We start from the raw sequence: 21,121 nt of genomic DNA, 5'->3' as shown, positions 1-21,121 counted from the left end.
TTAATAACCGTCGCTAATAACTGTATGAAAAACAGCTAACGCGACGGAATGATCTTAAAAAAATATCTTGACTCCATAATAATAGATATGTTATTATTGAAAAGTCGCTTCTAAAGCGAACGAGATTGTTCTTTGAAAACTGAACGAACATAAAACGTCAAGCGTAATTCTAAAAAAGCTGATTTATCAGCAACAAAGCACCATAGGTGCAAATGAGCTAATCAAACACTTTATTGGAGAGTTTGATCCTGGCTCAGGACGAACGCTGGCGGCGTGCCTAATACATGCAAGTCGAGCGAATCTGAGGGAGCTTGCTCCCAAAGATTAGCGGCGGACGGGTGAGTAACACGTGGGCAACCTGCCTGTAAGACTGGGATAACTCCGGGAAACCGGGGCTAATACCGGATAATATCTATTTATACATATAATTAGATTGAAAGATGGTTCTGCTATCACTTACAGATGGGCCCGCGGCGCATTAGCTAGTTGGTGAGGTAACGGCTCACCAAGGCGACGATGCGTAGCCGACCTGAGAGGGTGATCGGCCACACTGGGACTGAGACACGGCCCAGACTCCTACGGGAGGCAGCAGTAGGGAATCTTCCGCAATGGACGAAAGTCTGACGGAGCAACGCCGCGTGAGTGATGAAGGTTTTCGGATCGTAAAACTCTGTTGTTAGGGAAGAACAAGTACCGGAGTAACTGCCGGTACCTTGACGGTACCTAACCAGAAAGCCACGGCTAACTACGTGCCAGCAGCCGCGGTAATACGTAGGTGGCAAGCGTTGTCCGGAATTATTGGGCGTAAAGCGCGCGCAGGCGGTTCCTTAAGTCTGATGTGAAAGCCCACGGCTCAACCGTGGAGGGTCATTGGAAACTGGGGAACTTGAGTGCAGAAGAGGAAAGTGGAATTCCAAGTGTAGCGGTGAAATGCGTAGAGATTTGGAGGAACACCAGTGGCGAAGGCGACTTTCTGGTCTGTAACTGACGCTGAGGCGCGAAAGCGTGGGGAGCAAACAGGATTAGATACCCTGGTAGTCCACGCCGTAAACGATGAGTGCTAAGTGTTAGAGGGTTTCCGCCCTTTAGTGCTGCAGCAAACGCATTAAGCACTCCGCCTGGGGAGTACGACCGCAAGGTTGAAACTCAAAGGAATTGACGGGGGCCCGCACAAGCGGTGGAGCATGTGGTTTAATTCGAAGCAACGCGAAGAACCTTACCAGGTCTTGACATCCTCTGACAATCCTAGAGATAGGACTTTCCCCTTCGGGGGACAGAGTGACAGGTGGTGCATGGTTGTCGTCAGCTCGTGTCGTGAGATGTTGGGTTAAGTCCCGCAACGAGCGCAACCCTTGATCTTAGTTGCCAGCATTCAGTTGGGCACTCTAAGGTGACTGCCGGTGACAAACCGGAGGAAGGTGGGGATGACGTCAAATCATCATGCCCCTTATGACCTGGGCTACACACGTGCTACAATGGATGGTACAAAGGGCTGCAAGACCGCGAGGTTTAGCCAATCCCATAAAACCATTCTCAGTTCGGATTGTAGGCTGCAACTCGCCTACATGAAGCCGGAATCGCTAGTAATCGCGGATCAGCATGCCGCGGTGAATACGTTCCCGGGCCTTGTACACACCGCCCGTCACACCACGAGAGTTTGTAACACCCGAAGTCGGTGGGGTAACCTTTTGGAGCCAGCCGCCTAAGGTGGGACAGATGATTGGGGTGAAGTCGTAACAAGGTAGCCGTATCGGAAGGTGCGGCTGGATCACCTCCTTTCTAAGGAATATACGGAATTTACTTGATGTTAGACTGTTCGTTCAGTTTTGAGAGTATAATCTCTCAAAATAAGGTGAAAATAGCGAAGGATTCAAGGAAGCGTAAGCTGACGAGAATACCAAAGCTTACTATTCATCAATCGTTCTTTGAAAACTAGATAATGTAATGAAGAAGATTACCGAGTAATCGCCACCTTAGTTATTTTCTCTCTATTTAATAGTAATAGAGTAAAGATACTAAACTTTTTTTAAAACACACAACCGTGAGGGTTGTGAGAAGCAAGCAGTTCAAGGAAGCGAGCGAGGAAACACCGGAGTGTGCGTCTTGTGCACATGAGGATGTTGACGAGTGAGCTGACGCCGAAATGCGTAGCTTATCGCAAGCCGAACAATGGTTAAGTTAATAAGGGCGCACGGTGAATGCCTTGGCACTAGGAGCCGATGAAGGACGGGACTAACACCGATATGCTTCGGGGAGCTGTAAGTAAGCTTTGATCCGGAGATTTCCGAATGGGGAAACCCCCTATCCGTTATGGGATAGGATCCATACCTGAATACATAGGGTATGGAAGGCAGACCCGGGGAACTGAAACATCTAAGTACCCGGAGGAAGAGAAAGCAAACGCGATTCCCTGAGTAGCGGCGAGCGAAACGGGATTAGCCCAAACCAAGAGGCTTGCCTCTTGGGGTTGTAGGACATTCTATACGGAGTTACAAAGGAACGAGATAGACGAAGAGGTCTGGAAAGGCCCGCCATAGGAGGTAAAAGCCCTGTAGTTGAAACTTCGTTCCCTCCAGAGTGGATCCTGAGTACGGCGGGACACGAGAAATCCCGTCGGAAGCAGGGAGGACCATCTCCCAAGGCTAAATACTCCCTAGTGACCGATAGTGAACCAGTACCGTGAGGGAAAGGTGAAAAGCACCCCGGAAGGGGAGTGAAAGAGATCCTGAAACCGTGTGCCTACAAGTAGTTAGAGCCCGTTAATGGGTGATAGCGTGCCTTTTGTAGAATGAACCGGCGAGTTACGATTACATGCGAGGTTAAGTTGGACAGACGGAGCCGTAGCGAAAGCGAGTCTGAATAGGGCGAATGAGTATGTGGTCGTAGACCCGAAACCAGGTGATCTACCCATGTCCAGGGTGAAGTCCAGGTAACACTGGATGGAGGCCCGAACCCACGTACGTTGAAAAGTGCGGGGATGAGGTGTGGGTAGCGGAGAAATTCCAATCGAACTTGGAGATAGCTGGTTCTCTCCGAAATAGCTTTAGGGCTAGCCTCATGCGTAAGAATCTTGGAGGTAGAGCACTGTTTGGACTAGGGGCCCTCATCGGGTTACCGAATTCAGACAAACTCCGAATGCCAAAGATTTATCCATGGGAGTCAGACTGCGAGTGATAAGATCCGTAGTCAAGAGGGAAACAGCCCAGACCACCAGCTAAGGTCCCAAAGTATACGTTAAGTGGAAAAGGATGTGGAGTTGCTTAGACAACCAGGATGTTGGCTTAGAAGCAGCCACCATTTAAAGAGTGCGTAATAGCTCACTGGTCGAGTGACTCCGCGCCGAAAATGTACCGGGGCTAAACGTATCACCGAAGCTGTGGATTGAACATCGTTGATGTTCAGTGGTAGGAGAGCGTTCTAAGGGCGTTGAAGCTAGACCGTAAGGACTGGTGGAGCGCTTAGAAGTGAGAATGCCGGTATGAGTAGCGAAAGATGGGTGAGAATCCCATCCACCGAATGCCTAAGGTTTCCTGAGGAAGGCTCGTCCGCTCAGGGTTAGTCGGGACCTAAGCCGAGGCTGAAAAGCGTAGGCGATGGACAACAGGTTGATATTCCTGTACCACCGTATTCTGTTTGAGTGATGGGGGGACGCAGGAGGATAGGGTAAGCGCACGATTGGATGTGCGTCTAAGCAGTTAGAGGGACCATGAGGCAAATCCCATGGTCATATACCTTGAGCTGTGATAGCGAGGGAAATTTAGTACCGAAGTTCTTGATTCCACACTGCCAAGAAAAGCCTCTAGCGAGGAATAAGGTGCCCGTACCGCAAACCGACACAGGTAGGCGAGGAGAGAATCCTAAGGTGAGCGAGAGAACTCTCGTTAAGGAACTCGGCAAAATGACCCCGTAACTTCGGGAGAAGGGGTGCTCATTAGGGTGTTAAAGCCTTGATGAGCCGCAGTGAATAGGCCCAGGCGACTGTTTAGCAAAAACACAGGTCTCTGCGAAGCCGCAAGGCGAAGTATAGGGGCTGACGCCTGCCCGGTGCTGGAAGGTTAAGAGGAGAGGTTAGCTCACGCGAAGCTTTGAATCGAAGCCCCAGTAAACGGCGGCCGTAACTATAACGGTCCTAAGGTAGCGAAATTCCTTGTCGGGTAAGTTCCGACCCGCACGAAAGGCGTAACGATCTGGGCACTGTCTCAACGAGAGACTCGGTGAAATTATAGTACCTGTGAAGATGCAGGTTACCCGCGACAGGACGGAAAGACCCCGTGGAGCTTTACTGTAGCCTGATATTGAATTTTGGTACAGCTTGTACAGGATAGGTAGGAGCCTTAGAAGCCGGAGCGCTAGCTTCGGTGGAGGCGTCGGTGGGATACTACCCTGGCTGTATTGAAATTCTAACCCACATCCCTTATCGGGATGGGAGACAGTGTCAGGTGGGCAGTTTGACTGGGGCGGTCGCCTCCTAAAGAGTAACGGAGGCGCCCAAAGGTTCCCTCAGAATGGTTGGAAATCATTCGTAGAGTGTAAAGGCACAAGGGAGCTTGACTGCGAGACCTACAAGTCGAGCAGGGACGAAAGTCGGGCTTAGTGATCCGGTGGTTCCGCATGGAAGGGCCATCGCTCAACGGATAAAAGCTACCCCGGGGATAACAGGCTTATCTCCCCCAAGAGTCCACATCGACGGGGAGGTTTGGCACCTCGATGTCGGCTCATCGCATCCTGGGGCTGTAGTCGGTCCCAAGGGTTGGGCTGTTCGCCCATTAAAGCGGTACGCGAGCTGGGTTCAGAACGTCGTGAGACAGTTCGGTCCCTATCCGTCGTGGGCGCAGGAAATTTGAGAGGAGCTGTCCTTAGTACGAGAGGACCGGGATGGACGCACCGCTGGTGTACCAGTTGTCTTGCCAAAGGCATCGCTGGGTAGCTATGTGCGGAAGGGATAAGTGCTGAAAGCATCTAAGCATGAAGCCCCCCTCGAGATGAGATTTCCCATAGCGCAAGCTAGTAAGATCCCTGAAAGATGATCAGGTTGATAGGTTAGAGGTGGAAGTGTGGCGACACATGTAGCTGACTAATACTAATCGATCGAGGACTTAACCAAAAACGAAAAGCGAAAGCGCCTTGCACAGGTGCGACAAGCATAAGACAGATTTGACAGGAGGTTGTTCTTTAACCTCATGACAAATTTGACTTATGACCTCGAGCACCTAGGCGCTGTAGCTGGACAATACGAAATGCGGGCGGCTCCTAGCCGCCGCAGCTAGACAGCACTACGTAAGTAGTAGCCTACAGCACGCATTCAGGCGATTACTCAAAACAATCTTCTTCAACATTACCTAGTTTTCAGAGAATGATTTAAAATTTCTCTTGAAATTTTCATAAAAGACGTTATAATAATAAATGTCTTTAAAAAGTCCGGTGACGATAGCGAGAAGGTCACACCCGTTCCCATACCGAACACGGAAGTTAAGCTTCTAAAGCGCCGATGGTAGTTAGGGGCTGTCCCCTTGTGAGAGTAGGACGTTGCCGGGCATACATACTATTATATTATTCCGCAGTAGCTCAGTGGTAGAGCATTCGGCTGTTAACCGAACGGTCGTAGGTTCGAATCCTACCTGCGGAGCCAATGGAGAGCTGTCCGAGCTGGCCGAAGGAGCACGATTGGAAATCGTGTAGGCGGTTTATAGCCGTCTCAAGGGTTCAAATCCCTTGCTCTCCGCCATTAAACATATAAACTGGCCCCTTGGTCAAGCGGTTAAGACACCGCCCTTTCACGGCGGTAACACGGGTTCGAATCCCGTAGGGGTCACCATTTTGGAGGATTAGCTCAGCTGGGAGAGCATCTGCCTTACAAGCAGAGGGTCGGCGGTTCGATCCCGTCATCCTCCACCATTCATATTATCGCGGGGTGGAGCAGTCCGGTAGCTCGTCGGGCTCATAACCCGAAGGTCGCAGGTTCAAATCCTGCCCCCGCAATTTGGTCCGGTAGTTCAGTTGGTTAGAATGCCTGCCTGTCACGCAGGAGGTCGCGGGTTCGAGTCCCGTCCGGACCGCCACTACATAAATTCACACAAATGTATTAAAACATATTGTAAAACGTATAAGTTTTGGCTCAGTAGCTCAGTCGGTAGAGCAAAGGACTGAAAATCCTTGTGTCGGCGGTTCGATTCCGTCCTGAGCCACCATTTGCCGGCCTAGCTCAATTGGTAGAGCAACTGACTTGTAATCAGTAGGTTGGGGGTTCAAGTCCTCTGGCCGGCATTGTTTTTCATGGAGGGGTAGCGAAGTGGCTAAACGCGGCGGACTGTAAATCCGCTCCTTCGGGTTCGGCAGTTCGAATCTGCCCCCCTCCACCATCTAGGGGTATAGTTTAATGGTAAAACGAAGGTCTCCAAAACCTTTGATGTGGGTTCGATTCCTACTACCCCTGCCAATTATGGCGGTTGTGGCGAAGTGGTTAACGCATCGGATTGTGGTTCCGACATTCGTGGGTTCGATTCCCATCAGCCGCCCCATTATTTTAAATTCACTTTTTTTGCTTTCATGCATAGAATATACAAATGGGCTATAGCCAAGTGGTAAGGCAACGGATTTTGATTCCGTCATTCGCAGGTTCGAACCCTGCTAGCCCAGCCAGATCTGCGGAAGTAGTTCAGTGGTAGAACATCACCTTGCCAAGGTGAGGGTCGCGGGTTCGAATCCCGTCTTCCGCTCCAAATATTCATTTATATTGATGGCGGCATAGCCAAGTGGTAAGGCAGAGGTCTGCAAAACCTTCACCACCGGTTCAAATCCGGTTGCCGCCTCCAATACATATTCATTAGTTTTTATACACCTCATGCCGGGGTGGCGGAACTGGCAGACGCACAGGACTTAAAATCCTGCGGTAGGTGACTACCGTACCGGTTCGATTCCGGTCCTCGGCACCATAATTAAATAAAAGAATATTTGCCGGTGTGGCGGAATTGGCAGACGCGCACGACTCAAAATCGTGTTCCATCACGGAGTGTCGGTTCGACCCCGACCACCGGTATTTGCGGGTGTAGTTTAGTGGTAAAACCTCAGCCTTCCAAGCTGATGATGAGGGTTCGATTCCCTTCACCCGCTCCATACATAACTATTAATTATTCAAAGACTTCAACTTAATTGTTGGAGTCTTTTTTTTTTCTATACGACTGAAAAATTCCAAAATCGTATCCGGCGAATCGTCTGCATAGGAGTTTAATGTGAGAAGACGTAAAGAACTAACAAATGAAGAATTAAAAATACTTGACAAAAGAATTTCTGAAGAAGAAGCATTGGAAGTATTTTTTAAGGACTGTAATTTAAGAAATCTAAGGCCAGCTACTATTGCTTATTATAAAAATGAATTTCACGGGGCAAAGAAGATTATTAATAAACAATTAGTAGGATGGGATCAAAAAGATATTGAAGATTTAATTTTGAAAAGCAAAGAATTAATGAAAGTGACTACAATCAATACTCGCTTACGTGCTCTAAGGTCATTTTATAACTTCTTGTATAAGAGAAAGCTCATCGACAAAAACATTATGGCTAAAATAAAACTGTTACGAGATAGACAGAAGGCAATTGAAACATTAGATAATAAAGAGATAGAGGACTTAATAAAAACAATTAGAAAAGGTAAAACTTTTGTGAATTTTAGGGATGAGGTTATTTTACTTGTATTTCTTGATACAGGAATAAGATTGTCTGAGCTGGTTGGGATAAATGTAGAAGATGTATTGGGGAACAAAATAATCATTAGAAAGACAAAGAATTTGTTTGAAAGAGTTGTCTATTTATCTGAAATTACTCAAGAGCAGCTAGAGAAATATATAAAAATCAGAGGGGATCTTCCAACTAAGAAGCTGTTTATTAGCCAGGATAATAAAGCACTGAATTATCACAGTATCCAAACAAGATTTACTAAATATGGGAAGGAAGCGAAAGTAATCAAACGTGTAAGTCCACATACCTTCAGACATACAATGGCAAAAAGAATGATCGTTTCAGGAGTGGATGCTTTTCATTAATGCATCTTTTAGGAAACACAGATATAACCGTGACTAAAAGATACGTGAATCTGTGGGGACAGGATATAGAGAGAAAACATAACGTACTTCATAAATTTGATTATTTCTAATCCATCGCTTGTCATCTTTCTTGTAAAGATCATTTTTAATCTGATCTATGAAAGATTGATAGTCTCTTAGTATCCGACCAAGTTCATCTTGACGCTCCAAATCTTCATCAGAAATTCTTTGAGTTTTTGGAAGCTTGTGGTTGTTATTTTTCGTTATGAGAATATGCAGCAACACATTATCTGTACTTTGACCTGGCTCTTTCTTCATACCTTCATACTTAATTTCTTTGTTCATTCGTTTCTCAAGTTCTTATACTGTTGCGGTGTGGAGTGAAAATAAAGATAAAGAAGTAGATATCGATACTGTTAGCGCTTTAAGCGGAAAAGTACGAATTCTTGCTGAAGCATACGTAGATGGCCATGTAACGAATTATCAAGCAGTGAGTAAAGGTATTGTTTCGTAAGGCTAATATTATTGAACACTCTCTTTATGTACAATATGATGATTTAGTTATTTACAGTAGCAGCTAAAAGGGCAGTGGTGCATTAACAATTACATCAGCAGAGCAGTATAAGAACAGTAATATGGCAGTAGTAACAGCAGATGCTACTGCTATTATCCTTACGTAATAAGATATTGATAAATTGATATAGCTATTGTAGTTGATGCTTGATTTATCAGCTATGGTAAGCACAACTTTCTGGACGGTGATAAAGATGATGGAACTAAGGCATATAGAGGCAGCAAAAGACTACTGCGGTGATGAAGAGTATAGAAACATAACAGCTCGGATACTATGCAAAGCGTATGAATCTTCAATTAGAAATAAAAGAGAACTACACAAGAAAGTCAACAAATACTTAATTGTACATGGGATGAGAGAAATTAGTTATGACTTTGTCGTTAAGCATAGTTCTTTGAGTTGAAATAAAATTTTGAATATAGGATGGATATTTGGTTGGTAATTTTAAAGATGAAAGATGGTATCCCCATATATTAATAAAAAAACGCTTAATAACAATTAATAACGAGGGCTGTGTCACTCACACAATGTGTAATTTTATTAAAAATAATTTATATAAAAAATTGTAAATGGAGTTGAACAATGAAGATACCAGTTCATTTTAATGACTCTGCAGCACAATACTTTAATTATATCGTCGAAGAGCTCGACAAAATAAATAAACTAGATTCTACAAATCAAATAATCATTGAAAGACTTGCGTTTAATTTAGCGACAATTGAAGCATGCGAGAGAGAGCTTTTCCAAGACGGTTATACAATTTTAGGGCCACATGGAAAAAAAGAACATCCTTCTGTAAGTACAGCAATGAAAGCCCAAGCAAAAATTATCGAAAGTTACAAGCTACTAGGTCTTGATGCCTCACATAAGTTTAGAGAAGAACAAGCAAAACCCGAAGATTTAAGTAATGATCCACTTCTAAGAATACTTGGTAAAGTATAAAGGAGCTTTAATTTAATACATTCTTATTTAATGACTGACCACAACTTTTTCTTAACCCTTACCAAGACTATTAACAATGTTTACAGCTACAATTTTGAAATATTTATATTTAAACTTGAGCAATTAATTAGAGAGTAAGACTTATTATGGATATTGTTTACCTGATAAGGTAAAATGTAGATAAAATGCATATTATATCTTGTTATTTTACTGTTAACTAGAGTGAAGAAAGAGGAGTTATATATGAGTAGATATTTAGAAGATTTGCAAAAAGATTATCAAGAAGGTAATTTGATTCCCTTTATTGGAGCAGGTCTTTCTATTCCTTTTGAAGTACCTTCTTGGGGTAAATTAATTGAAAGTTTAACTGAAAGATATGCCATAGGTGATTTTGAATGGGTGAAAAAGGCTATAGAAACTGATCTAAATAACCATGATTATTGGGGAGCTATTGATATGTTAAAAAAGTATCTTCTCGAAGAGGAAGATATTCAGGAAAAAATAGTAGAATTAATACTCGAAAAACAAGTAGATGTGGAAGATGACTCAGAACATAACTACAGGGATCTTAGCGAAATGGATTTTAATTTATTTTTAACTACTAACTATGAAAATATATTACAGAAGTATCTAGCTTTTGATTTACAACCTATTCTTCTAAGAGATATAAACTTTAATACACAAAACTTGTTCAGTCAAAAGAGAGTATGCCAACTACATGGAACTATTTCAAACTCTGGATCAATTGTAATCAGCAAAGAAAGTTATGAAGAGTTATATAATGATAAAAAATATGATGATTTATTAAAATTAGTGACTGGAAACAAAAAGCTAATTTTTTTGGGCTTTTCATTTGATGATCAGTTTATTAGAACTTTGATTGAGCAACATAAAGATTCTTTTAAAGGAGTACATTATATCCTATTAGATAATCCAGATGAACCTACAACTAGAGAGCTTCGGTCAAAATTTGGGCTCCGTACTATTCCATATAATACAGAAGGTTCTACTCATTCGAATGAAATAAGGAAGATTCTTCATCATATTTCTCAGCCTCTAAAAAAAAAAAATAAAGAAAAATTAGATGACAATAGGGGTTCAACAAATACATCACTTGTAATAGGAGCCGGTTTAAAATCTCTCAAAAAAGATTTAGAAGGTAACCTTTTTTATAGAAAATTAAAATTAGAAAATATCAATCCTTCGTTAATAAGATTAAGTTCAGTTTTTTATGTTGCCGCAGATGAGTATATTAAAGATATGAATAAACTGGGAATGCCCATAGATGTTATTGATTTGATTTTAGGTCAAGTATTTATTGAATATATGGATAAATATGCAAACACCTTTGAAGAACATGGTGATAGCGAAGAATTTTTAAAAGTTGTTCATAAGAGTTTAGAAGATATTGATTTTGGGAGATACGATGAAATATTAAGAAAAAATAAATCAAATAAATCAGAAAATAGAGGCTTTGTTCATATCTTAGCTGATAATGAAGAAGACGTTTGGTGGGGGAGGGAACGATTTAAATGAAGAGAGAGAAGGACTTGAACTTTTCAGTACCCGCTTCTATACAAATACTATTTAATAATCAAAAACTAGAAATAATGAAGATACTATGCTTACTGAATGCACTTTCTACACAAAATAACAAGCAAAGAAAAGTGGAAGAGCTATTATTTTATTATAGCCTCGTCAATTTTGATTTAATAGATTTATTTAACAGTGTCCCTGAGAACAATGATAAGTTTCCTCCCTCACCAAATCAATATTTCCGGTTCCAAACAAAAATTAATGAAATACTGATACTAATGTCTCATTTTCAGTTTATTGAAATAAGAGGTAAGCTGTCTGATAAACAAGAAAATTTAAAAGTGAAATTATTAATACAGGGAAAAAAATTTTATGAAGATAATTCTAGTGATTATTTAAATTCTCTCTTTGAAGAGTACGTAAAATTATATAAAACAATTGCTTATACAACAGAAAATGTAAAAAAAGTAAAGGAGGGTACAAATTGAGCCGTCTTATTTTGCACAAATTAATTATAATGGGGGTTACATACAAAAGAACAATTAACTTTAACGAGGATTTCACTATTATTAGTGGAGAAAAAACATCAGGAAAATCACTTATACTGAGCTTGATAGATTATTGTTTTGGGAAATCGAGTAAAATTGATTTAAATGTTCAACGGGAGCTAGATTCTAAATGTGATCAGGTTTTTCTTGAGTTGAGAATTGGGGAGGAAGTACTAACATTAAACAGACTATTAAAAGAAAAACATACTAAAATTAGTATTTATTTTTGTTCATTTGATGATTTAGATGAATATACGCCTAAGACGCTTGAAATACAAGATGCTATGAAAATATTGATGAATAAACTTAATATAAATGAATATAAGTTAGTTCGTCATCAAAAACATAGCAATAAAAAAGAAATTGACACCGTTTCATTTAGAGATATTTTTAGATATGTATATATTCATCAACATGAACTAGGGACTGGGGACTTTTTGGGAAAGAAGAGTACTTTTAAGGCAAATAAAAATCCTCATGCTTTTAAAATGATGTTTAATTTAGTAGATGCAGATAAAGAAACCTTAAATGAACAATTGGTAGAAGTACAAAATGAGATTGATGAAACACGAAGAGAATTATTTGGATTAAATTCATATTTAAGAGACCTAGATGCAGTAGACAGAATAAATATGCAATTAAAGTCAGATAAACTTCAATCAGATATTGAAAAACAAAAACAATTAAAAGCAGATGTATTAGAGAATAGTGTTAATGGAAGTAATAATAGTGAAGAGAATAAAATGTATATTAAATTAAAGGATGATTTAAATAAGGTTACAAATAAAAAATTGGAGTATCAAAGGAGTAAAAGACATTCCCAGCTCTCTATAAACTCTAAGGAATTATTAATTAAGGAATATGAAAATGATTTAAAAGAAGTAGAAGAGACCTTGGATATCAATTATAACTTAATAATTCCTAATCAAAGTGTGGAGTGTCCCCTATGTAGCTCCAAAGTATTGAGTCATTTACATAATAAAGTACACAATAGCGAAAATGCAGAAGCGACGCTGAAAAAAATTAAAAAGCAAATTAAGAATAAAATTAATTTAGTTCGTGACTTAATAGAAAAGGAAAACGAACAAATTGAAGATTTAGATAAAGAGATTAACTTATATTCAGAAAAACAATCAATCTTTAATGAAGCGTTGATTGAATATTCTAAAAAAACCCAGGTGCCTTATTTATCACATATCGATAGTATTAATGCAATTATTAACAGGTTAACTAAAAAACAAGAAACCTTAAAAGAAGGCCTAAGAATACACCATAAAATTGAGGAAAAAGAGAATCTTATAGTTGATTTAAAAGCGGAAGAAGCTCGACTAATCAAAGATATTGAAGCACTACAAGTAAGCAGTAAAGAAAAAGAAACAATATTTAATTTCTTAGATAAGAAGTATAAGGAATTTATGAAAAGATTAAAGTATGATACATCGAATGAAACTTCAATTCATAAAGAGAAAATGATTCCTTTTTACAATGGGGCGAGTGTATATGCTCATGAAAGTGGGGGACTTTTAGAGTGCATGCAGCTTTCTTTTCTAGGAGCAATATTAAAAAGTAAGACTCAGGGTTATGCCAACGGTCATCCTGGTCTACTATTATTAGACTCATTAAGTAAATATGTTGGGACTTTGGAAAAGGAAGATAAAGATGAAGAATCATCTGTTACTTCTGAAGGAAAAATAAATGATCCTGAAGTATATGATGAATTCTATAAAATTCTAATAGAATTAAGTAAGGATCATCAAATAATTCTAGTAGAAAATACTCCACCTCATAAATATGATTCAATGTATACAAAGTACACTCTTTACACAGGTGAAAAAGGGCTTGTTGACGAGGAAAATAACGAAATAAAAGATAGTGATAGAGTATATAATTAACATTTTTTTAAGATCACTTAAAATAGCAATTGATCATCTACACTTATTAATTAGGTGTAGATTTTTTAAAAATAAAAAGAGAATTTTATTCATAAAGTAAAGATAGAGAATTATGTTTAGTGTATTATTATTGTAAAACCGTAATTTTCTGGTTTTAGAAGGATGAGTATAATGGTAGTTACAGGAGATTATCAATGTAATGTTTGTAAGAGCATCACTCGTATAAAGGTTCAACTTGGTTGGTTAGAAAAATATTCTGTTAGGATTAAATGTGGAAATTGTAATATTTCAATTTTCGGCAACGTTTATTTAGATCAAGAAAATGCAGGATATTCTATAAAATTAAAAAATGTAACTCATTTAATACACAATGGAAAACCCGATTTTTTAATTGAAGTATCCGGAGAACTTTTGACTGAAAAAATTCGCCCATATAATGAGAATGACGAAACATATCTCTCTCCTTTTTTTAAGAATGGTATATTTTCTATGGGAGATAATATCGGAGAATTCAAACAACGCACAATTCACTTTTTACATAAAATTGAAAATGATTGGCCAATTGTAAAAAGAATAAATGAACTATGGTATGATGGCAATCATGCTTACTTACCCAAAGAAATACATAAATTATTGGATAAAACACATTTCCCTGCAGATAACAAGCTTGAATTATTGCGAGCGGTTCATTTTTTAAATATAAAATTCACTAATACTTTTGCGGACAATTATTTTTATGAAATCACTAACCATATTTTTAAAGAGTTTAAGAGTATAACCGAAAAAAATCAACTATTACTATTGGCTCGACACTTTGAAAATCATTTAGATAATTATGAACATAAACTATTCGGTATTATCAACAAATTCATTGAAAAATTCCACATGTTTATTCCTATTTATGGATTAGATTATTATACAGAAAAAAATGAAAAAGAAACATCAATAGAGACTTTAGGGTTAACAACTGTGGATTTTGAAGATATTAAGGATTTTTACATTGATACTTTTGAGGATATAGGTGATATTTTATATTTAGTCGTTGCCTATAATAATTTAAAACATCGAGCAGATTATCAAAAAATGAAAGAAGATGTTATTAAAGAAATTCAAACCATAGAAGATTTTATAAAAATGCGTAGTAAAGGAAAAAAATTAGAATTTATTAATGGTGATGAAAGCTTTGATAAAATTTTTGTTTCCAAAATTGATAATAGATTACGAAATGTAATAGGTCATAGAAGTTATACTTATAATGTTATTACGCAAGAGTTAATTTACTATCCTTCTGGCGATCCAAAAAAGGGAACCTCTGAAAGTTTATTCTTATCAGAGTTTGTGCTTGAATGTTTTCAATTAATGAGGTCGTGTATTGGACTTTCTGAAATTGTTTATCAAACCCGTAAGTTTATGTATCTCAATCAAGGTATTATACCTAGAGGTAAGCAAGATTACTTTCCATCATCTGCAGAAGAATATGCCTCTAATGTTCAAACTAAGAACAACAAACGTTTTAGTAAAATTAAAAACAAAAAGAAAATATCAAAAAAATCTCGTCAAAAAAATAGAAAAAGGTAAGGAAACAGGGAACATTTATGGTCCCTTCTTTTTTTACATAACATATTGATTTTCTCTTGTTATTTTTATTTATTTCGATTGAAGTATATTTCATGTAGCCCAACTTTTCCAGATAAGTATTCTATATCCTGTTTTAATTTTGATATCTCGTCCAACAATTCAATTATCATAGTTGCTGTTTCTTTATTAGGGTTTTTCGTGAAATTATTTACATCTCTTACAAGCTTCCAACGTTCTGCACTTTCCATGTTCCTAACTTCATCAATAATCTCGTTAGCTGTCTTCAATTAATTCACCTCTGTGTTTTCTGTTCGTTAATTTACAAACTCAACTTTCTAGATATAAGTGTGTTGAGGTGATATCAGTGTTCCCAACAAAAGATGAACTTAAGCTGCATTTTGCTAATAAAATGACAAACCAAGATGTTGCTAAGAAATATGGCATTTCATTTCAAAAGGTAATCCAACTTGGTATGGAATATGAACTTGAACCAGGTAAGCTTAGAAAGACAAATGAGTACGTTGTGTATGAGCATTGGCACAATGAAGAAGTCGTATATGTAGGATGTGGTCTTTGGTACAGGGCAAGAAGGTATACTAATAGAAGAAACATGGACATAAGGAACTTATAAGGAAAGGTAAAATTGATTATAAGTTCGTAGGAGAGTTTGAGAAAATGGAGGAAGCAATTTAATTGGAATATAAATTAATAAAAAAGTATAAGCAAAATGGACAGGCAAAATTTAATAAGCAACAAAAATCTAGATTTGTTATTTGACGGTTGTGTAGACCCAAGGCATAATTAAAAGAAATCGTATAAACTACTAAAAAGGTAAATGCGACAATAGTTGTTGCTCTTATAGTTATAAGTAATATATATATCATTGGGACTCAAAATCGTGTTCCATCACGGAGTGTCGGTTCGACCCCGACCACCGGTATTTGCGGGTGTAGTTTAGTGGTAAAACCTCAGCCTTCCAAGCTGATGATGAGGGTTCGATTCCCTTCACCCGCTTATATGGAAGTTAAGGACTGTAGACAATCTCTATTTATTAGTAGATTGCCTACAGTCTTTTTTTTAGTAGAAATGACTAGTTATGGTATTTTTTACTAAACTTAAAGAAGTGTATAATGACTTAAAGTGAAGAAATGGATGAAAGGCTTCAGTAACGTGAAATGCATTCTCCTTAAAAAAATATATGTAGAATACAGGTTGGTTAACAAGAAATATGCTGGAAATGAACTTTTCGGATTGATGGTTGACAGGATAGCTTTTATTAGATAAAATTTTCTTTGAAGTTGATAATCATTATCAATGACGTGATGATGATCTAAAATGTTCGGATGGAGTGAATGACCTTGTCTAGATTATTTACTGAAGACTTAAGAATTGCATACGGTGATAGAGAGATTGTGAAGAACTTAAACATGATGATACCAGACGGTGAGATTACGGCTATTATTGGGCCGAATGGTTGCGGTAAATCGACTGTCTTAAAGACGATTGCAAGAATTATCCAAGCCAAAGCTGGGTCTGTATATCTTGATGGTAAGCAAATCAGTAAGGAATCGACAAAAGCGATTGCACAAAAAATGGCCATTCTTCCTCAATCTCCTGATGCTCCTGAAGGCTTAACAGTTTCAGAGCTAGTATCTTATGGAAGATTTCCATATCAAAAGGGTATGGGGAGATTAACAGCAAAAGATCGCCAGGTGATAGATTGGGCACTCCAAGTAACAGGAATTGCAGAATTTAAAGATAGAGAAGTAGATGCATTGTCTGGTGGACAGCGGCAAAGAGTATGGATTGCGATGGCTTTGGCTCAAGAAACTGATATAATTTTATTAGATGAGCCGACTACATATTTAGATATGTGTCATCAATTGGAAGTATTAGAACTGTTAAAAGAGCTTAATCAGTTAGAAAATAGAACAATTGTTATGGTTATTCATGATTTAAACCATGCAGCAAGGTTTGCTGATTATTTGATTGCTATGAGAGCAGGCAAAATTATTAAAAATGGTGCTGCGAAGGAAGTTATGAATAAGCAGATTTTAAGAGAAGTATTTAATATTGATGCAGAAATTGGTATTGACCCACGTACACAAAAACCAATCTGCTTAACGTATGACTTAATTGATAGTAGGATGGTAGTTCAAGAGCAAGTCGTTTAATGATTTGCTTCTTTTTTTGACTATAATTGAGAATGATTATTATTATAAAGGTGGATGGAAAACTTGAAAAAGCAATTGGTATTTTTATTTTTTATTCTATTATTAGTTTTAACAGCTTGCGGAAATGATGGGAATGAATCGTCAGGTGAAGGCAGTAAGGAAACGGAAAAAGAAACATTTACATATGAATCAGAAAATGGAGAAATGGAGTTACCAGCTAATCCTAAAAGAGTAGCATCAATGGCTTATACTGGTAATGTTCTATCATTAGGGATTACGCCAGTAGCAATAGATGAGTGGTCTAAAGCGAACAAATTTTACGGTGATAAACTGAAAAATTCTGAAGTTATTACAGCAGATAATGTAGAGAAATTATTAGAATTAGAACCAGATTTAATTATTGCATATTCAACTGACGAAAATTTAGATAAATACAAAGAAATCGCGCCAACCGTCACATTAACTTATGAAAAATATGGCTATTTAGATCAACACCTTGAAATAGGTAAGGTGTTAGGAAAAGAGCAGGAAGCACAAGCGTGGGTGGAAGAGTGGAAAGAAAAGACAGCTGCTGAAGGTGAGAAAGTAAAAGAGGTAATTGGTGATGATGCGACTGTTATGGTATTTGAGACATTTGGTAAAGACATGTATGTGTATGGAGAGAACTGGGGACGAGGAACAGAAATCATCTATCAAGCACTTGGTTTAAAAGCACCTAAAGCGGTAGAAGAAGAAGTATTTGGACCAGGCTACTTAGCTATATCTTCAGAAGTCATACCAAAATATGCTGGAGATTATATTTTCCTAGGAGATGGACAAGGAGCCGATAATTCATTTACTGAAACTGATGTTTGGAAAGGTATCCCAGCAGTGGAAAATGACCGCGTGTTTACATTTGATTCTTCTTCTTTCTATTTTAATGATCCCATTTCATTGGAAGAAGAATTAGCATTTATCGTTGAAAATTTACTTGGGGCTAAGTAATATAATGAAAAATAATACTTTTAATGAAGCAAAGGAAAAGAAAATATATGCACGTCCTGCAATTGCTTCTATTATTCTAGCACTAAGCTGCCTACTTTTAGTAGGTAGCTTAGTTTTGGCTATTTCAGTTGGAGCAGCGAGTATTTCATTTGCAGATGTTTGGCAAGCTGTATTTGCTTATCAACAAGGGAACGAAGACCACCAAATTATAAGAAGTATACGATTACCTCGTGAGCTAGGAGCTGCTGTTGTCGGCGCGGCTTTCGCTGTTAGCGGTGCCATTATGCAAGGAATGACAAAAAACCCTTTAGCAGATCCAGGTTTACTAGGTTTAAATGCAGGTGCAAGTTTAGGACTAGCGATTGCCTTCTCATATGTAGGCAATACAAATTATATGATTATCATGTTATTCTCATTTATTGGAGCAGGGATTGCTGCTTGCTTAGTATTTGGATTTAGCGCAATGAAAAGAGGTGGGATGACTCCACTAAAAATAACGTTAGCTGGTGCAGCAGTTACTGCATTTCTTTCATCGATTGGAGAAGGGATAGCACTTATAAACAAACTATCACAAAGTATTGCCTTTTGGACTGCTGGTGGCGTTTCAGGAACAACGTGGGCGCAGTTGCAAATTGTTACACCTACAGTACTTTTCGGTATTATAATTGCCATTATGCTCTCAAGAAGTTTGACTGTATTAAGCTTTGGAGAAGATGTGGCTAAAGGCTTAGGGCAAAGAACTTTTATTGTTAAGGCTGTGCTTATGACGGTTGTGCTTATATTAGCAGGTGCCGCGGTTTCTCTTGTTGGGGCGATTGCTTTTGTTGGTTTATTAATTCCCCATATCGTGAGATTTTTAGTCGGTACGGATTATAGATGGATTATTCCGTGTTCAGCTGTAATAGGTAGTGTGTTTTTAGTTTTAGCCGATACGGCAGCAAGAATGGTTAATCCTCCCTTTGAAACACCAATGGGGGCAATTGTAGCAATACTTGGCCTACCTTTCTTCTTGTACCTTGCAAGAAAGGGGAGATCATTAATATGATTAGTGCCCGCCACTTTAAACGTTCAATTATTATCATTATCTCGACGTTTGTGTTACTATTGCTTATCTTTACAATTAGTGTAGCTACGGGATTTGCCTCTTTAAGTCCGGATCGTCTTTTGCCAACATTACTTGGGGATGGAACGGCAAAGGAAAACCTGATTTTATTTACCTTTAGATTGCCGAGGATACTGATTGCGGTGCTCGCAGGTATGGGTTTAGCTTTGTCAGGGGCAATCTTACAGAGCATTACGAGGAACCCGTTAGCAGATCCGGGAATACTAGGGATTAATTCAGGTGCCGGTTTGTTTGTCGTTTTCTTTGTTTTGTTATTTGGAAATAGTACAGGCAATCATTTATATTTGTTGCCACTATTCGCTTTAATTGGAGGATTAATTACCGCTATATTTATCTACCTTCTCTCTTACAAGAGAGGGGAGGGTATTCAACCTGGTAGAATGCTTTTAGTTGGTGTAGGATTAGCTGCTGCTATAAATGGTGCATTGTTAACTTTTGCTTCTAAAATGGCTAGAGAAGAGTATGATTTCTTCGCCAACTGGGCTGCAGGGAGAATATGGGGAGATGATTGGTTATTTGTCTTTGCTCTACTTCCTTGGCTTGCAATATTAATTCCGTTCATTTACTTTAAATCAAATACGCTTAATACTATGGCTTTAAATGAAGAGCTTTCTGTAGGTCTTGGAGTTAAAACGAATAAGGAAAGGTATACACTGTTATTGGTCTCCGTGGCCTTAGCAGCTGCTTCAGTATCCGTTAGTGGTGGTATAGCATTTATCGGTTTGTTAGCACCCCATATTGCAAGAAGCTTAGTCGGTCCTAGACATCAGTTGTTTTTGCCTGTTGCGGCAATGTTTGGAGGCTTACTTTTACTTTCAGCAGATACGGTTGGCAGAGTTTTACTTGATACGATTGGCATACCAGCGGGAGTAATTGTATCATTTATTGGGGCGCCGTATTTTCTATATTTAATGGCTAAAAAATAGTAGACTTAAAAAACCTGAACAAAATAAGAGTGAACAGCACCCCACTTGTTAGACATAATCTAACAAGTGGAGGTGCATTTTTTCTATGGCCAAATTTAATGCTGAAGAAAAATAGGATATTATTTTTTTAAACTATTACCTCAACTTGACCATTACCTCCATGTACTTGGATAAACATTTCTTTTAGTGAGTTGAGCAGTGCTTGTGCCTCATCTGTTTCTATGGAGTGTCTTAAAAAGACGACTTGTAATGCATTAGTTGTCTGTTCATTAACATTTGTTCTAGTAGAATCTACAAATGGACTACCAAACGGCCCAACTGAATCACTTAAAATAATTAAGTTTTTTAGTGAATTATCACGCCCGTTTAATCCTTTGTAAACTTCTCCATCATGTCCGATCCTCACATCAATATTTCCGTTGAGACAGTCTAAATCGTATATGCCAATCGGGACTTCGTACTTTAATGAGAAAAAATTATTAATATCAGCGGCACTGTTGATGCTTTGTAAGTAGTTCTGTTTTTTAATTCTTCGATACATCGCTTCAGCAGAATGACGATATTTGTTGGGGTCTTTACCCGTTTGTTTGAAAATACTTCGCCATTCTTTTATCCCTGCAAATTCAGTTATATTCTTTTCTTCAAGATCAAAAAATAATGACTCTTGAAAGAGCTGTAAGCGCCCCTTTACCATTTGGGGAGAACCTGATATAGTGATATGATTGTATGTAATGATGCCTATTTTGAATTGAGGGAATAAGGTCTTTAAATCTTTTGAAATGTTGATTGCCAATGTTTACACCTC

The 21,121-nt window shown here is 38.5% G+C and carries 16 protein-coding genes, 18 tRNA genes and 3 rRNA genes; 34 read left to right on the top strand and 3 right to left on the bottom strand.

Annotated features, from left to right (window positions below; translation table 11 throughout):
* The first annotated feature begins 230 nt into the window (after positions 1-230).
* The 21 genes from MKX29_RS01640 to MKX29_RS01540 all read left to right on the top strand — a co-directional run bounded on the left by MKX29_RS01640 (position 231) and on the right by MKX29_RS01540 (position 8,039).
* Positions 231-1,779: ribosomal RNA gene (locus MKX29_RS01640) — 16S ribosomal RNA — on the top strand.
* 392 nt (positions 1,780-2,171) lie between these two features.
* A 23S ribosomal RNA gene (locus MKX29_RS01635) occupies positions 2,172-5,104 on the top strand.
* A gap of 313 nt (positions 5,105-5,417) precedes the next feature.
* Positions 5,418-5,535, top strand: a 5S ribosomal RNA gene (rrf, locus tag MKX29_RS01630).
* The 16S, 23S and 5S rRNA genes sit together here with 17 tRNA genes alongside, the layout of an rRNA operon.
* A gap of 19 nt (positions 5,536-5,554) precedes the next feature.
* Positions 5,555-5,629 (top strand) — tRNA-Asn (locus MKX29_RS01625).
* Between the two features lie 2 nt (positions 5,630-5,631).
* Positions 5,632-5,725: transfer RNA gene (locus MKX29_RS01620), tRNA-Ser, on the top strand.
* A 15-nt stretch (positions 5,726-5,740) separates the two neighbouring features.
* Positions 5,741-5,815, top strand: a tRNA-Glu gene (locus MKX29_RS01615).
* Positions 5,816-5,819: 4 nt separating this feature from the next.
* Positions 5,820-5,895, top strand: a tRNA-Val gene (locus tag MKX29_RS01610).
* Positions 5,896-5,905: 10 nt separating this feature from the next.
* Positions 5,906-5,979: transfer RNA gene (locus MKX29_RS01605), tRNA-Met, on the top strand.
* 3 nt (positions 5,980-5,982) lie between these two features.
* Positions 5,983-6,059, top strand: a tRNA-Asp gene (locus tag MKX29_RS01600).
* A gap of 53 nt (positions 6,060-6,112) precedes the next feature.
* Positions 6,113-6,188, top strand: a tRNA-Phe gene (locus MKX29_RS01595).
* Between the two features lie 3 nt (positions 6,189-6,191).
* Positions 6,192-6,264 (top strand) — tRNA-Thr (locus tag MKX29_RS01590).
* Positions 6,265-6,275: 11 nt separating this feature from the next.
* A tRNA-Tyr gene (locus MKX29_RS01585) sits at positions 6,276-6,359 on the top strand.
* Positions 6,360-6,362: 3 nt separating this feature from the next.
* Positions 6,363-6,436, top strand: a tRNA-Trp gene (locus tag MKX29_RS01580).
* A 6-nt stretch (positions 6,437-6,442) separates the two neighbouring features.
* Positions 6,443-6,518 (top strand) — tRNA-His (locus MKX29_RS01575).
* Between the two features lie 46 nt (positions 6,519-6,564).
* A tRNA-Gln gene (locus tag MKX29_RS01570) sits at positions 6,565-6,639 on the top strand.
* 5 nt (positions 6,640-6,644) lie between these two features.
* Positions 6,645-6,719: transfer RNA gene (locus MKX29_RS01565), tRNA-Gly, on the top strand.
* 19 nt (positions 6,720-6,738) lie between these two features.
* Positions 6,739-6,812 (top strand) — tRNA-Cys (locus MKX29_RS01560).
* A gap of 31 nt (positions 6,813-6,843) precedes the next feature.
* Positions 6,844-6,932: transfer RNA gene (locus MKX29_RS01555), tRNA-Leu, on the top strand.
* A gap of 21 nt (positions 6,933-6,953) precedes the next feature.
* Positions 6,954-7,036, top strand: a tRNA-Leu gene (locus MKX29_RS01550).
* A gap of 3 nt (positions 7,037-7,039) precedes the next feature.
* Positions 7,040-7,113: transfer RNA gene (locus MKX29_RS01545), tRNA-Gly, on the top strand.
* 116 nt (positions 7,114-7,229) lie between these two features.
* On the top strand, positions 7,230-8,039 hold the full coding sequence (locus MKX29_RS01540) for a tyrosine-type recombinase/integrase (RefSeq protein ID WP_341103573.1): 810 nt from the start codon (positions 7,230-7,232) through the stop codon (positions 8,037-8,039).
* 33 nt (positions 8,040-8,072) lie between these two features.
* On the opposite strand, the gene MKX29_RS01535 is transcribed toward MKX29_RS01540, so the two are convergent.
* On the bottom strand, positions 8,073-8,384 hold the full coding sequence (locus MKX29_RS01535; protein WP_341103572.1) for a hypothetical protein: 312 nt from the start codon (positions 8,382-8,384) through the stop codon (positions 8,073-8,075).
* 28 nt (positions 8,385-8,412) lie between these two features.
* Here MKX29_RS01535 and MKX29_RS01530 point away from each other — a divergent pair, with 28 nt between their 5' ends.
* From MKX29_RS01530 to MKX29_RS01500, 7 genes are all read left to right on the top strand, one after another.
* Positions 8,413-8,553, top strand: a complete 141-nt coding sequence (locus MKX29_RS01530) for a hypothetical protein (protein WP_341103569.1) — start codon at positions 8,413-8,415, stop codon at positions 8,551-8,553.
* Positions 8,554-8,809: 256 nt separating this feature from the next.
* Positions 8,810-9,016 carry a hypothetical protein gene (locus tag MKX29_RS01525; protein WP_341103567.1) on the top strand — a complete coding sequence of 69 codons (207 nt, stop codon included), beginning with the start codon at positions 8,810-8,812 and terminating at the stop codon, positions 9,014-9,016.
* Positions 9,017-9,195: 179 nt separating this feature from the next.
* Complete coding sequence (locus MKX29_RS01520) at positions 9,196-9,555, top strand: P27 family phage terminase small subunit (RefSeq protein ID WP_315636121.1); 360 nt, start codon at positions 9,196-9,198, stop codon at positions 9,553-9,555.
* Between the two features lie 243 nt (positions 9,556-9,798).
* A complete protein-coding gene (locus tag MKX29_RS01515) occupies positions 9,799-11,091 on the top strand; it encodes an SIR2 family NAD-dependent protein deacylase (protein ID WP_341103561.1) in 1,293 nt (430 codons plus the stop codon).
* On the top strand, positions 11,088-11,579 hold the full coding sequence (locus tag MKX29_RS01510; RefSeq protein ID WP_341103558.1) for a hypothetical protein: 492 nt from the start codon (positions 11,088-11,090) through the stop codon (positions 11,577-11,579). Before MKX29_RS01515 ends, MKX29_RS01510 begins: the two co-directional genes overlap by 4 nt.
* Complete coding sequence (locus tag MKX29_RS01505) at positions 11,576-13,531, top strand: hypothetical protein (RefSeq protein WP_341103556.1); 1,956 nt, start codon at positions 11,576-11,578, stop codon at positions 13,529-13,531. The genes MKX29_RS01510 and MKX29_RS01505 overlap by 4 nt, the downstream gene beginning before the upstream one ends.
* A 171-nt stretch (positions 13,532-13,702) precedes the next feature.
* Entirely contained in the window at positions 13,703-15,109 is a 1,407-nt protein-coding gene (locus tag MKX29_RS01500) for a metal-binding protein (protein WP_341103554.1), read from the top strand.
* Between the two features lie 65 nt (positions 15,110-15,174).
* Here MKX29_RS01500 and MKX29_RS01495 read toward each other — a convergent pair whose 3' ends face one another.
* Positions 15,175-15,396, bottom strand: coding sequence for a hypothetical protein (locus MKX29_RS01495; RefSeq protein ID WP_341103552.1), 222 nt, complete (start codon positions 15,394-15,396; stop codon positions 15,175-15,177).
* A 77-nt stretch (positions 15,397-15,473) separates the two neighbouring features.
* On the opposite strand from MKX29_RS01495, the gene MKX29_RS01490 reads away from it, so the two are divergent.
* The 6 genes from MKX29_RS01490 (at position 15,474) to MKX29_RS01465 (ending at position 20,316) form a co-directional block, all read left to right on the top strand.
* Positions 15,474-15,740 carry a hypothetical protein gene (locus tag MKX29_RS01490; protein WP_341103550.1) on the top strand — a complete coding sequence of 89 codons (267 nt, stop codon included), beginning with the start codon at positions 15,474-15,476 and terminating at the stop codon, positions 15,738-15,740.
* A gap of 312 nt (positions 15,741-16,052) precedes the next feature.
* A tRNA-Gly gene (locus MKX29_RS01485) sits at positions 16,053-16,123 on the top strand.
* Between the two features lie 344 nt (positions 16,124-16,467).
* Positions 16,468-17,283, top strand: a complete 816-nt coding sequence (locus tag MKX29_RS01480) for an ABC transporter ATP-binding protein (RefSeq protein ID WP_095369988.1) — start codon at positions 16,468-16,470, stop codon at positions 17,281-17,283.
* 63 nt (positions 17,284-17,346) lie between these two features.
* Positions 17,347-18,267 carry an iron-hydroxamate ABC transporter substrate-binding protein gene (locus MKX29_RS01475; protein WP_224939046.1) on the top strand — a complete coding sequence of 307 codons (921 nt, stop codon included), beginning with the start codon at positions 17,347-17,349 and terminating at the stop codon, positions 18,265-18,267.
* A gap of 4 nt (positions 18,268-18,271) precedes the next feature.
* Complete coding sequence (locus tag MKX29_RS01470; RefSeq protein WP_224939047.1) at positions 18,272-19,312, top strand: FecCD family ABC transporter permease; 1,041 nt, start codon at positions 18,272-18,274, stop codon at positions 19,310-19,312.
* Entirely contained in the window at positions 19,309-20,316 is a 1,008-nt protein-coding gene (locus MKX29_RS01465; protein ID WP_341103546.1) for a FecCD family ABC transporter permease, read from the top strand. The genes MKX29_RS01470 and MKX29_RS01465 overlap by 4 nt, the downstream gene beginning before the upstream one ends.
* A gap of 127 nt (positions 20,317-20,443) precedes the next feature.
* On the opposite strand, the gene MKX29_RS01460 is transcribed toward MKX29_RS01465, so the two are convergent.
* Entirely contained in the window at positions 20,444-21,109 is a 666-nt protein-coding gene (locus tag MKX29_RS01460; protein ID WP_341103544.1) for a B3/B4 domain-containing protein, read from the bottom strand.
* Positions 21,110-21,121 lie beyond the last annotated feature (12 nt).

The organism is Cytobacillus sp. FSL R7-0696 (assembly GCF_038006865.1).
Lineage (GTDB): Bacteria > Bacillota > Bacilli > Bacillales > Cytobacillaceae > Cytobacillus > Cytobacillus kochii.
Note: the sequence above shows the minus strand (reverse complement) of the source record. Positions and strands in the feature narration are given on the sequence as shown.

Coding starts and splice junctions, on each gene's coding strand:
- MKX29_RS01535 (WP_341103572.1), bottom strand. CDS start 8,384: ATGAACAAAGAAATTAAGTATGAAGGTATGAAGAAAGAGCCAGGTCAA.
- MKX29_RS01525 (WP_341103567.1), top strand. CDS start 8,810: ATGGAACTAAGGCATATAGAGGCAGCAAAAGACTACTGCGGTGATGAA.
- MKX29_RS01520 (WP_315636121.1), top strand. CDS start 9,196: ATGAAGATACCAGTTCATTTTAATGACTCTGCAGCACAATACTTTAAT.
- MKX29_RS01515 (WP_341103561.1), top strand. CDS start 9,799: ATGAGTAGATATTTAGAAGATTTGCAAAAAGATTATCAAGAAGGTAAT.
- MKX29_RS01510 (WP_341103558.1), top strand. CDS start 11,088: ATGAAGAGAGAGAAGGACTTGAACTTTTCAGTACCCGCTTCTATACAA.
- MKX29_RS01500 (WP_341103554.1), top strand. CDS start 13,703: ATGGTAGTTACAGGAGATTATCAATGTAATGTTTGTAAGAGCATCACT.
- MKX29_RS01470 (WP_224939047.1), top strand. CDS start 18,272: ATGAAAAATAATACTTTTAATGAAGCAAAGGAAAAGAAAATATATGCA.
- MKX29_RS01465 (WP_341103546.1), top strand. CDS start 19,309: ATGATTAGTGCCCGCCACTTTAAACGTTCAATTATTATCATTATCTCG.